The sequence below is a fragment of the Streptomyces sp. NPDC001056 genome, assembly GCF_053598955.1.
The window spans coordinates 1-13,048 of the sequence record NZ_JBSFLI010000016.1 but is presented as its reverse complement, the minus strand read 5'-3'; the positions used below and the strand labels follow the sequence as shown (position 1 = coordinate 13,048).

At 73.6% G+C, this 13,048-nt stretch carries 10 protein-coding genes; 5 read left to right on the top strand and 5 right to left on the bottom strand.

The genetic code is table 11. The features are described 5' to 3' along the window. Nucleotides 1-48 precede the first annotated feature (48 nt). The 5 genes from ACWDD7_RS19905 to mtnA all read right to left on the bottom strand — a co-directional run bounded on the left by ACWDD7_RS19905 (nucleotide 49) and on the right by mtnA (nucleotide 7,153). The gene (locus ACWDD7_RS19905; protein WP_450458283.1) at nucleotides 49-957 is read right to left on the bottom strand and encodes a ComF family protein; all 909 of its coding nucleotides are present in this window, start codon (nucleotides 955-957) and stop codon (nucleotides 49-51) included. 264 nt (nucleotides 958-1,221) lie between these two features. Then, nucleotides 1,222-3,054: an LpqB family beta-propeller domain-containing protein gene (locus tag ACWDD7_RS19900; RefSeq protein WP_450458282.1), complete on the bottom strand. Its 1,833-nt coding sequence runs from the start codon at nucleotides 3,052-3,054 to the stop codon at nucleotides 1,222-1,224. Next, nucleotides 3,044-5,173, bottom strand: coding sequence for an MtrAB system histidine kinase MtrB (gene mtrB / locus ACWDD7_RS19895; protein ID WP_450458281.1), 2,130 nt, complete (start codon nucleotides 5,171-5,173; stop codon nucleotides 3,044-3,046). The genes ACWDD7_RS19900 and mtrB overlap by 11 nt, the downstream gene beginning before the upstream one ends. A 1-nt stretch (nucleotide 5,174) precedes the next feature. Beyond that, the gene (gene mtrA / locus ACWDD7_RS19890; RefSeq protein ID WP_191870552.1) at nucleotides 5,175-5,864 is read right to left on the bottom strand and encodes a two-component system response regulator MtrA; all 690 of its coding nucleotides are present in this window, start codon (nucleotides 5,862-5,864) and stop codon (nucleotides 5,175-5,177) included. 146 nt (nucleotides 5,865-6,010) lie between these two features. Beyond that, a complete protein-coding gene (gene mtnA, locus ACWDD7_RS19885; protein ID WP_450458280.1) occupies nucleotides 6,011-7,153 on the bottom strand; it encodes an S-methyl-5-thioribose-1-phosphate isomerase in 1,143 nt (380 codons plus the stop codon). 140 nt (nucleotides 7,154-7,293) lie between these two features. On the opposite strand from mtnA, the gene ACWDD7_RS19880 reads away from it, so the two are divergent. The 5 genes from ACWDD7_RS19880 to ACWDD7_RS19860 are packed head-to-tail and all read left to right on the top strand — an operon-like array spanning nucleotide 7,294 to nucleotide 12,901. Then, nucleotides 7,294-8,628, top strand: coding sequence for a glycerophosphoryl diester phosphodiesterase membrane domain-containing protein (locus tag ACWDD7_RS19880; protein ID WP_450458279.1), 1,335 nt, complete (start codon nucleotides 7,294-7,296; stop codon nucleotides 8,626-8,628). 22 nt (nucleotides 8,629-8,650) lie between these two features. Next, nucleotides 8,651-9,415, top strand: coding sequence for a DUF4129 domain-containing protein (locus ACWDD7_RS19875; RefSeq protein ID WP_450458381.1), 765 nt, complete (start codon nucleotides 8,651-8,653; stop codon nucleotides 9,413-9,415). Further along, a complete protein-coding gene (locus ACWDD7_RS19870; RefSeq protein WP_351881380.1) occupies nucleotides 9,412-10,602 on the top strand; it encodes a DUF4350 domain-containing protein in 1,191 nt (396 codons plus the stop codon). Before ACWDD7_RS19875 ends, ACWDD7_RS19870 begins: the two co-directional genes overlap by 4 nt. Beyond that, nucleotides 10,599-11,591 carry an AAA family ATPase gene (locus tag ACWDD7_RS19865; RefSeq protein ID WP_351881377.1) on the top strand — a complete coding sequence of 331 codons (993 nt, stop codon included), beginning with the start codon at nucleotides 10,599-10,601 and terminating at the stop codon, nucleotides 11,589-11,591. Before ACWDD7_RS19870 ends, ACWDD7_RS19865 begins: the two co-directional genes overlap by 4 nt. After that, on the top strand, nucleotides 11,591-12,901 hold the full coding sequence (locus ACWDD7_RS19860; protein ID WP_351881374.1) for a DUF58 domain-containing protein: 1,311 nt from the start codon (nucleotides 11,591-11,593) through the stop codon (nucleotides 12,899-12,901). Before ACWDD7_RS19865 ends, ACWDD7_RS19860 begins: the two co-directional genes overlap by 1 nt. Nucleotides 12,902-13,048: the final 147 nt, after the last annotated feature.

The following is a 13,048-nucleotide window of genomic DNA, read 5'->3' as shown; positions in this document are numbered from 1 at the left end:
TTCAGATGAATTAGCCCTCTCACTATCTGCAACGACGCAGGTAGGCGGTCAGTTCCTGTTTATTTCGAAAGAATCCGCAGGAGCGGCGATCACGGCCGCGCGCAACGGCTGCTCGAAGGCGTTCAGCGCCGTCTTTTTCGCTGCACCATGCACCCACTCACCCTTCTCCGGTCGTGCCCCGGCGCTTCGTTCCTCCCTTCCTTCCCGAGTTGCGTTCCCGTACACGACACTTGACACCTCATTTCGTCCGCCGGAGTGCGATACGGGCGCCTCCCGCAGCGCCCGCGCCGCCTCCGCGAGGCTGGCACCGGTGGTGACGAGGTCGTCCACGAGCACCACCCGGCCGCCGGCGAGCAGCCGGTCCCCGCCCGTCGTGACCTCCAGCGCGCCGGCGAGGTTCGCCAGGCGCCGCCGCGCGTCCAGCCCCGCCTGGTCCGCCACGGGTCTGCGCTGACGCAGCACCGCCGCGACCCGGGCCGGCGTCCCGGTGCGCCGCAGCTCCCCGGCCGCGGCGAGCGCCATCCGCCGTACCGGATCGTGCCCCCGCGCCCGCACGGCCCACCGGGCGGAGGGCACGGGCACGAGCACGACGGTCCCGGAGGCACCGGTCCCGGTGGCACCGGCCCCGGTGGCCCTGCTCGCCGGAGGCCCCGCCCCGGCCAGCCCGCCGAGGCCCGCCCGCACGGCCCCCGCCAAGGCCGTACCCAGCGCGCCCGTGAGCGTCAGCGCGCCCCGCTCCTTGTGCGCGAGGAGGAGCGCGCGCACCGCCTCCGCGTACGGAGCCGACGCGTACACCACCGGCAGCCCGGGGGGCTCCGGCAGTGGCCGCACCCGTCGCGGCACACCCCCGGTCAGCGCCGTCCGGCAGCGCGCGCAGAGCGTCGTACGAAGTGCTCCGCAGCCCGCGCAGTCGGTCGGCAGCACCAGGTCGGTGAGGTCCCGCCACCACCCCCGCATGACCACCACTGTGCCAAGGCCGGGGCGGGCTCACCACCCCTGTGGACAACGGCCTGTGGACAACTCACACAGACCGCTGACCGGGCCTCCGACCAGGGACGCCGCCCGGGCCGGCGCAGCCCCGTCCAGGCCCGCACAGGCCCGCGTACCCGCGGCTCAGCCCCACACAGGCCCACGCCCGCCCGGGACCAGTCCTACGCGGGCCCGCGCCTCAGCCCTGCTCAGGCCATCCAGCCGGGCTGGTGGCGGCCCGGCCCCGACACCTCAGCCCGGATAAACCGGCGCCGTCCCGTCCTTGTCCACCTTCTGCCACTGCGCCCCGGTCGGCAGCCGGACGATCCCGTCGTCCGAGTAGGCCACCAGCGGCACCCGGTCGTCCTCGGACGCGGCGATCGCCTTCACTCCCGGCAGCGTGCCGGGCGCCGGGCCGTCGAGCGTGGCGCCGTCGACCTGGACGTAGCGCATCTGCTGCACGCCACCCTGCTCCTGGCCGACCACCAGCAGCCTGCTGTCCCCGGCCCAGGTCATGGTGTCGACCTCCTCCAAGTCGGGCGCGGCGGAACGCAGTTCGACCACCGAGGGCGCCTCCCCGGTCCCGTCCTCGCGCTCGATCCGGCCGATCAACAGGGACTGCTTGCCGTCCTTCTCCACGACCAGCGCGACGCGCACACCGTCGGCGGCCACCCGGACGTCCTTGATACGGCCGGGCAGGTCCGGGACGGTGACCTTCTCCGCCTTGGCGGCGCCGTGCTCCACGACGTACAGGGCCGCGTCCTGCCGGTCTCGGTCGGCCACCCACAGGTCGCCGCGGGCGTCCCAGCTCGGGGTGGTCAGCCGCTCGTCGGGGGTCGCGCCCTTGCTGGTGACCAGCGCGCTGCCGAGCGAGCCGTCCGAGGTCAGCGACGTGACGTGCAGCGACGCGCCGTCGTTGTCGACCGCGGCCACGCTGTGCTCGTCCCGTGACACCGCCACCGACCGCAGCGTCCTGTCACCCTCGCCGAGCGCGCCGGGCACCGGTACGGACCCGGTGCCGGTGCTCCCGGTCGGCATCCGCACCAGCCGGTGCTTGCCGTCGACGTAGTACAGGTATTCGGGCCGCTTCGCCGACCCGTGCCAGGCGGCGGACTCGGCGCGCTCCTCGGTCAGATCGCACAGCCGGCGGTCGCCGGTGCCCCGCAGTTCGACGGACTCCAGGGTCGGCGCCAGATTCCGCAGCGTGAACAGCAGCTGGGTGGCCATCTCCGTGCACTTGGACGGCGCGATGCGCGACTCGCCGAGGTTCAGGGGCACCGTCAACCGGTTCTGGTCGTCCGGCGCCAGCCCCGACACGCCCTTCTGCAAGGCCGTACCGGTCGGGAAGCTGGAGCGCACCACCGGATCGAGCCATCTGGACGGCCCGTTCAGCAGCGAGCGGACCATCTGCGTCATCGGGTCGACCTTGCTGCGCACGAACACCGGATCGGCGACCGCCACCGGCTCCCCGGCCGACCCGACCGACGTACCGGAGGCGAAGTAGTACTTGTCGACGGACGTGTAGTTGCGCTGGAAGTCCGACTTGCCCATGACCACGCCGTCGGGCAGCTCGTCGATGCGCCACTGCCCGGTCTTGCCGTCCCGCGTCAGATGCACCTTCCTGCGGTAGGTGCCGGCCGCGGGCTGGTACGCCTGCTGGGCATCGACCGTGGCCACCCGGTTGCCGGTGAGCACACAGGTGACGCTGTTGGTCGTCTCCCGGCTGCCCGCACGGCAGTCGGTCTCGATGCTCGGCCCGTTCGCGAGGACCGTGGTCGACCGCTCCGGCCGCCAGGTGCGCGCGGCGTCGTTCGCCAGGTACTTGCGCGCCGTGTCGTACTCCGGGTCGTCGCTGGTCAGCGCCTCCAGGAAGCCCTGCATGATCTCGCCGGGATTGGCGTCGTCGGCGGGCGGCATGGCGAACACCCGTACCCCGGTGTCCTGCCGGGGCGTGGATTCCACGTTCCGCAGGTCGCCGCTGTCGGGCATCGAGGCGCACCCGGCCAGCAGGACGACCCCCAAGGCGGTGTACGCCGCCGCGCGCCCGGGCCTTCGCCGGACGCCCCCCTCGCGGTCAGCGCCCACGAAATGCCTCCCCTGGCTCGGTCGAGTCATCCGGCCGCGCCGGTCCCTGCCCGGACTCCGGTCGTACGGCCATCGCGTCCGGCGCCGGATCCTCCGCGGACCGCTCCTCCGGGCGCTGTACGGACCCCGTGGGCCGGGGCACCACGCGCGCGCCGTTGCCGGGCAGCGCGGTCGGGTCGGTGGCGGGGGCGGCGGCGGACCGCCGGGGCGCGATGGGCGAGTGCGACGGAAGAGCGGGCGCATGGCCGCCGCCCTGCTGCGCCGGAACGGTCGCCCGCTTCTCCTGCCGCGGCGTCCCGGGGTCCTCGGGGCGACGGCGGGTGCGCGCGTCCTTGGGCTCCAGCGGTATCGGGGAGCCCCGCAGCGGCTCGTCCGCGGTCCGGGGCAGCGTCAGCCGGAACTGCGAGCCGCCGCCCGGCTCGCCCCAGGCCTGCAGCCAGCCGCCGTGCAGCCGCGCGTCCTCCAGGGCGATGGACAGCCCGAGGCCGGTGCCCCCGGTGGTGCGGGCGCGGGCCGGGTCGGCCCGCCAGAAGCGGCTGAACACGCGGGTCGCCTCGCCCGGCTTGAGCCCGACGCCGTAGTCGCGCACCGCGACGGCGACCGCGCCGCCCGCGGCGGCCAGCTTGACGATGACGTCCTTGCCCTCGCCGTGCTCGACGGCATTGACGACGAGATTGCGCAGCACCCGCTCCACGCGCCGGGCGTCGGCCTCCGCGACCACGGGCTGGAGGTCGCCGACCACGCGGATCCGCGAGCCCTTGCGCTCGGCGAGCGGCTCGGCGCCGCCGACCACGCGCCGCACGACCTCCCTGAGGTCGATCGGCTCGGCCTCCAGCGCCGCCGCGCCCGCGTCGAAACGGCTGATCTCCAGCAGGTCCGCGAGCAGCGACTCGAAACGGTCCAGCTGGTCGGCGAGCAACTCGGCGGAGCGCGCGGTCACCGGGTCGAAGTCCTCGCGCGCCTCATGGATCACATCGGCGGCCATACGGACGGTCGTCAGCGGGGTGCGCAGCTCGTGCGAGACGTCCGAGACGAACCGGCGCTGCATCCGCGACAGGTCCTCCAGCTGCTGGATCTTGCCCTGGAGGTTCTGCGCCATCTTGTTGAAGGCCTCACCGAGACGGGCGATGTCGTCCTCGCCGGTGACCTTCATGCGCTCCTGGAGCCGCCCGGCGGACAGCCGCTCGGCGATCCCGGCCGCCATCCGCACCGGCGTGACGACCTGCCGCACCACCAGCCAGGCGATGGCGCCGAGCAGCACGACGACGAACAGTCCGGCGGTCGCCAGGGTGCCCTTGACCAGGCTCAGGGACTTCTCCTCCTGCGTGAGCGGGAAGAGGTAGTACAGCTCGTACGGCCGCCCGTTCGGGTCGTTGACCTGCTTGCCGATGACCAGCGCGGGCTGCGGGTCCTTGCCGTTGGAGTAGACGATCCGGGTGTAGCTCTGGGCGGCCGTCATGCCGCTGTTGACCCGGTCGCGCAGGTCGGCCGGGATGCTGGAGGTCGGGTTGACGTTGCCGGAGCCGCGCGGGCTGCGGCCGCCGCCGCTGTCGTCGCCGACGGGCAGCGTCACCACGTCGAAGGCGCCCGCTCCGCCGCTGGACAGCGACTCCACGAGGTCGCTCATCCACTGGATGACGTTCTGCGTCGGCCGTCCGTCCGCGCCGGCGGTGCCGTCCGTGCTGCCGTCGGCGGTGGCGGGCGCGGTGCCGGTGCCCGTGCCGTTGGTGCCGGCCGCCTCGTCGGCGCGCTGCTTGGCCACCGCGAAGCCGCCCGTGGCCTGGCTCTGCGAGGCGTGCACCTTCGCGTCCAGCAGGCCGTTGCGTACCTGCCCGATCACGACGAAGCCGAGCAGCAGGACGACGCCCAGGGACATCAGCAGGGTGGTGGCGACGACCCTGAGCTGGATGTTGCGCCGCCACAGCCGCATCACCGGCAGCAGCGGACGGCGCACCCAGCGCAGGAAGAGCCGCAGGACCGGGCTCCCCTGCACCCCGCCCCGCAGCAGTCCGCCCTCGAAGAGCCGCCCGACGCGCGTACCCGACGCCGTCCGGCCGACAGGCCGCTTCGGGCGCTCCCCGGGCAGGCCGGACCCCGAAACGGCACTGTCCTCGGACATGTCAGCTCGGTCCGGCCTTGTAACCGACGCCACGGACGGTCACCACGATCTCCGGCCGCTCCGGGTCCTTCTCGACCTTGGAACGCAGCCGCTGGACGTGCACGTTGACGAGGCGGGTGTCGGCGGCGTGGCGGTAGCCCCACACCTGCTCAAGCAGCACCTCGCGGGTGAAGACCTGCCAGGGCTTGCGAGCGAGCGCGACCAGAAGGTCGAACTCCAGCGGGGTCAGCGCGATCGACTGCCCGTCCCGCTTCACCGAGTGCCCCGCCACGTCGATGACCAGGTCACCGATGGTCAGCTGCTCGGGCGCCGGCTCCTCGGAGCGCCGCAGCCGCGCCCGGATCCGCGCCACCAGCTCCTTCGGCTTGAACGGCTTGACGATGTAGTCGTCAGCGCCCGACTCCAGGCCGACCACGACATCGACGGTGTCGCTCTTGGCCGTGAGCATCACGATCGGCACGCCCGACTCGGCCCGGATCAGCCGGCACACCTCGATACCGTCCCGTCCGGGCAGCATCAGGTCGAGCAGCACCAGGTCGGGCTTGGTCTCACGGAACGCAGCCAGCGCCTTGTCGCCGTCGGCTACGAAAGACGGCTCAAAACCTTCACCACGCAGCACGATGCCGAGCATCTCGGCCAGTGCGGTGTCGTCGTCGACGACAAGGACTCGTCCCTTCATAAACGACATCATCCCATTCTCGTAACAGTGACAGAGACGCTGGTGAGCGAGGTCACTGGCCGGTGACGATAGTCGTACGGAGCCATCACTGTCTGCCCCTGACCGTCTCACTCCGGCGTCCCGCGGCGCCGGATCCCGGGTCCGGCGCCGCGCTCCGATCAGCCGATCGCCGCCTCGCGTGCCCGCCGGCACACGCCCGCGAGCGCCTCGGCCGACACGGGCGTGACGGCCCCCTCCTCGGTGACGATGGCCGTCACCAGTTCGGGCGGCGTCACGTCGAACGCCGGGTTGTACGCCCGCGTCCCCAGCGGCGCCACCGGGACCCCGCCGCCGGGCCCCGTCACCTGCGCCTGCGGTGCCATCACCTCGGTCACCTCGAAGCCGGGCCGCTGCTCGACCTCGATGGACGCCCCGTCGGGCGTGCCCGGATCGATCGTCGTCAGCGGCGCCACCACGATGAACGGCACCCCGTGGTGGCGCGCGAGCACGGCGAGCGGATAGCTGCCCACTTTGTTCGCCACCGAGCCGTCCGCCGCGATCCGGTCCGCCCCGATCAGCACCGCGTCCACCTCACCCGCCGCGAACAGCGAGCCCGCCGCGTTGTCGGTGAGCAGGGAGTACGCCATGCCGTTGCGGGCCGCCTCGTACGCCGTCAGCCGCGCGCCCTGGAGCAGTGGGCGCGTCTCGTCCACCCACAGCCGCCGCAGCCGCCCCGCGCGATGGGCCGCGAGCGCCACCGCGAAGGCCGTGCCCTCCCCGCCCGACACCAGCGCACCGGTGTTGCAGTGGGTGAGGATCCGGTGCCCGCCACCGGGCACCAGCTCGTCCAGCAGCGCCAGACCGTGGACCGCCATCCGGGCACTGGCCTCCGCGTCCTGCCGGTGCAGCGTCCGCGCCGCGGCCAGCGCCGCCTCGGCCGCCGCGGCCGGGTCACCGCTCCTGGCCAGCTCGGCCTCGTGCGCGGCCCGCGCCCGGCGCACGCCGACGGACAGGTTCACCGCGGTGGGCCGCGCCTCCTCGATGGAGCGTGCCGCCTCGGGCACGTCGAAGCCCCGCGCGGCGGCGAGCGCCACGCCGTACGCCCCCGCGATCCCCAGCAGCGGCGCCCCGCGCACGGCGAGCGAACGGATCGCCTCCACCAGCGCCGGCGCGTCCGTGCACACCAACTCGACCTCCTCCACGGGAAGCCTCGTCTGATCGAGAAGGACCAGTACGGGACCTTCGGGTGGTTCCTCCCATCGGATCGCCGGTATTCCGGACGGCCGTTCGTCCCCGCCGCTTCGTGCCTGATGATCAGCCATGCGATCAGTCTGCCCCGGACACCGCGGGCAACTGAAGGCATCCGGCCCCCACCTCGCCCGGACCCGACTTGACCGAGCCATGGCACGATGTCCACCAACCTGCCGCCGCGACCGCGGACGGGCACCGAGAAGGAGCTCCGATGACAGACACTCCGGGCTGGGCCTCGCCCGGATCCGACCCGACGCCCGAGGGACGGGAACCCGGCGCGTCCGACAGCACCGACCAGCCCGGATCCGGTCCCGGCGCGCCCGCCTCGCAACCCGGCCCGCAGCCGCAGGGCCCAGGCGCGCAGTGGTCCGGCCAGCAGCCGCCACCGGGCCAGTGGTCCGCGCCCACCGGTGCCCCTGGCCGGACCCCGCCCCCCGGCCCCGGCTGGGGCGGCCCCGGCGCGCCCGGCGGCCACGGAGGCCCCCCTGGGTACGGCGGCTACGGCGCTCCCGGCTACGGAGCCTGGGGCGGCGGTTGGGGCGGCCCCCCGCCCGCGGCCAAGCCCGGTGTCATCCCGCTCCGCCCGCTCGGCGTCGGCGAGATCCTCGACGGCGCCGTCTCCACCCTGCGCACCCACTGGCGCACGGTCCTCGGCATATCCCTGACGCTCGCGCTGGTCACGGAGACCACCGCGGTCCTCGTCCAGGGCCTCTTCCTGAACAAGGCCGCCACCCGGGCCTCCCTGGGCGACCCGACCATGACGCCCACCGAAGCCCTGCGCATCATGGGCGAGTCCTTCCTCAGCTCCATAATCCTGGGCCTGATCACCATGATCGGCACGCTCATCGCCACCGCGATGCTCACGAGCGTGACCAGCCGGGCGGTCCTCGGCAGGCCGGCCACCCTGGGCGAGGCATGGCGCGAGGCCCGCCCGCAGTTGTGGAAGCTGTTCGGCCAGCTGGTCCTGCTCTTCCTCATGGGCTTCGGCATCATGCTCATCGCCTCGGTCCCCGGCACCATCGGATTCCTCGGCGGCAGCCGGGGCGCCGGAATCGCGCTCCTGATCCTCGGCTTCCTCGCCGGGATGGTCGTGCTCATCTGGCTGACGGTGCGCTTCTCCCTGGCCGCGCCCGCGCTGATGCTGGAGAAGCAGGGCGTCATACAGTCCCTGCGCCGCTCCACGAAGCTGGTGCACGGCTCCTGGTGGCGCATCCTCGGCATCCAGCTGCTCGCCGGGCTCATCGTCTCCGTCGTCAGGGTGGTGATCTCGATTCCCTTCACCGTCATCGCCCTGATCGCGGGCGGCGACGGCCTGTCCGGCCTGCTGGGCCAGAACGGCGGACACGTCAGCTGGACCGTCCTGATGATCGCCGGCATCGGCGCGGTGATCGGCACCACCATCACGCTGCCGATCTCCGCCTGCGTCACCGTGTTCCTCTACATCGACCAGCGCATCCGCCGCGAGGGACTCGACCTCGAACTGGCCCGCGCCGCCGGTGTCCAGGGCGCTCCCACCGGCGCCCCCGGCCTGGTCCCGGGGAGCTGACGGGGTGCTTCTCACGGGGGGAATGTTCACGGCGCCGGGCCGGCCCGGCGCCGTGACCGCAGTCGTACACGGCCTGCTGCGCGCCTCGGGCACATCCGTCCTCTCGGCGGGCGGCCCGGGGGACGGGCCGCCGGTGACCGTCCCACGCGATCCCGCCCGCGAGGCGGCCCGGCGCGAGCTGGCCAAGCGCATGTACCACGAGAACGACCCCAGCCTGTGGGAACGCGCCCTGAGGGCGCTCGGCAACTGGCTCGGCGACCTGTTCCGCAGCGCGTCCGCGCCGGCCCCCGGCGGCACCGTCGGACTGTGGGTCGTGATCCTCTTCATCGTCGCCGTCCTGGCCGCCCTGTGGTGGCGCCTGGGCACCCCTCGCCGCCGCCCCACCCGCGCCGCCGCCGTCCTGTTCGACGACGGCCCGCGCAGCGCCGCCGAACACCGCGCGGCCAGCGAGGCACACGCGGCCCAGGGCCACTGGAGCCAGGCCGTGCAGGAGCGCATGCGCGCCATCGTCCGCTCCCTGGAGGAGCGCACGGTGCTCGACATCCGGCCGGGCCGCACCGCCGACGAGGCCGCCGCCGAAGCCGGCCGCGCCCTGCCCGCACACACCGGCCGACTGCGCGCCGCGGCCCGCGAGTTCGACGACGTGACATACGGCGGACGCGACGCGAGCGAGCCGTCGTACCGCCGCCTCGCCGAACTCGACCACGACCTGGAACGCACCAGGCCCGCCCACGCCGACAGCGCGGCCGACACGGCCCACAGCACCAGCCAGGGGGCCGCCGAGTGACCGCCGAGGCCGCGCCGCCCACCACCTCCACCGCGCCCACGGCCCGCACCGTGTGGACCCGGACGCGAGGCATCGTCCTCGCCGCCGTCCTCCTCCTGGCCGCGGCCGTCGCCATGGCCGCCGTACGCTCCGCCGAGCGGCACGGCGCGCTGGACCCGCGCTCCGCCGACCCCTACGGCAGCCACGCCGTCGCCCAGTTGCTGGCCGACCGCGGGGTCACCACGCGCGTGGTCACCACCCTGCGCGCCGCCCGCGCCGCCGCCGGCCCCGACACCACCCTCCTGATAGCCGTCCCCGATCGCCTGACCGACAACCAGCAGACCGAACTGCACCGGGCGACCGCGACCTCCGGCGGGCGCACCGTCCTCGTCGCGGCGAGCGGCTGGTCCGTCGGACGGCTCGCCCCCGGCGTCAGCGCCGACCCCGCCGACAGCCTGGGCACCACCCTGGCCCCCGGCTGCGCCCTGCCCGAGGCCCGGCGCGCGGGCGACGCCGACACCGGCGGCATCCGCTACACCACCACCCGGCTCGACGCCGACTCCTGCTACCCCAGCGCACGCCTCGCCACCCTGCTGCGCGTCCCGGCCGCCTCCGGGGGCGACACCGTCGTGCTCGGCGCGCCCGACATCCTCTACAACGACCGCCTCGACCAGCGGGGCAACGCCTCGCTCGCCCTCCAGCTCCTCGGCTCCCGCCCCCATCTGGTCTGGTACCTCCCCTCGCTCTCCGACGCCCCCGCCGCCGACGGCGACCGCAAGAGCTTCCTCGACCTGATCCCCTCGGGCTGGCTGTGGGCCACCCTCCAGCTGTTCGTCGCGGCCGTGCTCGCCGCCTTCTGGCGGGGACGCCGCTTCGGACCACTGGTGCCCGAACGACTCCCCGTCGCGATCCGCGCCTCCGAGACCGCCGAAGGCCGCGCCCGCCTCTACCGCAAGGCCAACGCCCGCGACCGCGCGGCCGCCGCGCTGCGCTCGGCCGCCCGCACCCGCCTCGCCCCGCTCGTCGGGGTGCCCGTCGCCCAGGCGCACGCGCCCGAGGCCCTGCTCCCCGCCCTGTCCGCCCATCTCGCCGGGGACGGACGGGAACTGCGCTCCCTGCTCTTCGGGCCGCCGCCCGGCGACGACACGGCCCTGATCGCACTGACCGACCAACTCGACGCCCTCGAAAGAGAGGTACGCCGTTCATGACGGACCCGACCACCGACATCGCCGGGCCGGCCGAGGCCGCGGGCGACCCCCGCGCCTCCCTGGAGTCCCTGCGCGCCGAGATCGCCAAAGCCGTGGTCGGCCAGGACCCCGCCGTGACCGGCCTCGTCGTCGCCCTCCTGTGCCGCGGACACGTCCTGCTCGAAGGCGTCCCCGGAGTCGCCAAGACGCTGCTCGTGCGCGCCCTCGCCTCCGCCCTCGAACTCGACACCAAGCGCGTCCAGTTCACCCCCGATCTGATGCCGAGCGACGTCACCGGCTCCCTCGTCTACGACACCCGCACCGCCGAGTTCTCCTTCCAGCCCGGCCCGGTCTTCACCAACCTGCTGCTCGCGGACGAGATCAACCGCACCCCGCCCAAGACCCAGTCCTCCCTCCTGGAGGCCATGGAGGAACGCCAGGTCACGGTCGACGGCACCCCTCGCAAGCTCCCCGAGCCGTTCCTCGTCGCCGCGACGCAGAACCCGGTCGAGTACGAGGGCACCTACCCCCTCCCCGAGGCCCAGCTGGACCGGTTCCTGCTCAAGCTCACGATCCCGCTGCCGTCCCGCGAGGACGAGATCGACGTCCTCACCCGGCACGCCTCGGGCTTCGACCCCCGCGATCTGCACGCCGCGGGCATACGGCCCGTCGCCGGCCCCGCCGACCTTGAGGCGGCCCGCGCCGCGGTCGCCGGGACGACCGTGTCCCCCGAGATCACGGCCTATGTCGTCGATATCTGCCGTGCCACTCGCGAATCCCCTTCCCTCACCATGGGTGTGTCCCCGCGCGGGGCCACCGCCCTTCTGTCCACCGCTCGCGCCTGGGCCTGGCTGACGGGCCGGGACTATGTCATCCCGGACGACGTCAAGGCCCTCGCCCTGCCGACTCTGCGCCACCGCGTCCAGCTGCGTCCCGAGGCGGAGATGGAAGGCGTGACGGCCGACTCGGTCATCAACGCCGTCCTCGCCCACGTCCCGGTCCCCCGCTGATGGCGCTCACCGGACGCGCCGCCCTGCTCGCGGCCCTCGGCTCCATCCCGGTCGGCATCCTGGAACCGGGCTGGACGGGCCTCCTCGCGGTCAACGGCCCGCTGGCCCTGGCCTGCGCGTGCGACTTCGCGCTGGCCGCACCCGTACGACGCCTGGTCCTGAACCGCTCCGGCGACACCACCGCCCGGCTCGGTGAAGGCGCCGATGTCACACTCACGGTCGCGAACCCGTCGCGCCGCACGCTGCGGGCACAGCTCCGGGACGGCTGGCCGCCCAGCAGCTGGCTGCCCGGGACGGAGGTCGAGTCGTCCCGGCACCGGCTGACCGTGCCTTCGGGTGAGCGCCGACGGGTGACCACCCGGCTGCGTCCTACCCGCCGAGGCGACCGCCAGGCGGACCGCGTGACGATCCGCTCCTACGGCCCCCTCGGGCTGTTCTCCCGCCAGGGCGCCCACCGGGTGCCCTGGTCTGTACGGGTTCTGCCCCCGTTCACGAGCCGGAAGCATCTTCCGTCGAAACTCGCTCGATTGCGTGAACTCGACGGTCGTACAAGCGTTTTGACACGCGGCGAGGGAACGGAGTTCGACAGTCTTCGCGAGTACGTGCCCGGCGACGACACCCGCTCGATCGACTGGCGGGCCACCGCCCGGCAGTCCACGGTCGCCGTGCGCACCTGGCGCCCCGAACGCGACCGCCACATCCTTCTCGTCCTGGACACCGGCCGCACCTCGGCCGGACGGGTGGGCGACGCACCGCGCCTGGACGCCGCCATGGACGCGGCCCTTCTTCTCGCGGCGCTCGCCTCCCGGGCCGGCGACCGCGTGGACCTGCTCGCCTACGACCGCCGGGTACGGTCTCTGGTGCAGGGCCGCTCCGCGAACGAGCTCCTGCCCTCCCTCGTCGGCGCGATGGCCACGATCGAGCCGGAACTCGTGGAGACCGACAGCCGGGGCCTGACCTCCATGGCACTTCGTACGGCGCCACGACGTTCCCTCATCGTGCTGCTCACGACGTTGGACGCGGCACCCGTGGAGCAGGGCCTGCTCCCCGTCCTGCCGCAGCTCACGCATCGCCATACGGTTCTGGTCGCCGCGGTGGCGGACCCATACATCGCCCGCATGGCAAAGTCCCGGGGCAGCGCCGAGTCGGTCTACGAGGCCGCGGCGGCGGCTCAGGCGCAGAACGAACGTCAGCGCACCGCGGACAAGCTGCGCCGGCACGGTGTCACGGTGGTGGACGCGACTCCGGAGAATCTGGCGCCGGCTCTGGCGGACGCGTATCTGGCTCTGAAGGCGGCGGGTCGGCTCTGAGTCGGTGCCGACCCGCCCTTCGGGGGCATCAGGATGCCGTGAACCGGCCGTGAACGCAGAAAACCCCCGCACCACTGGTGCGGGGGTTTTCCCAAAAATTGTTCGGCGGCGTCCTACTCTCCCACAGGGTCCCCCCTGCAGTACCAT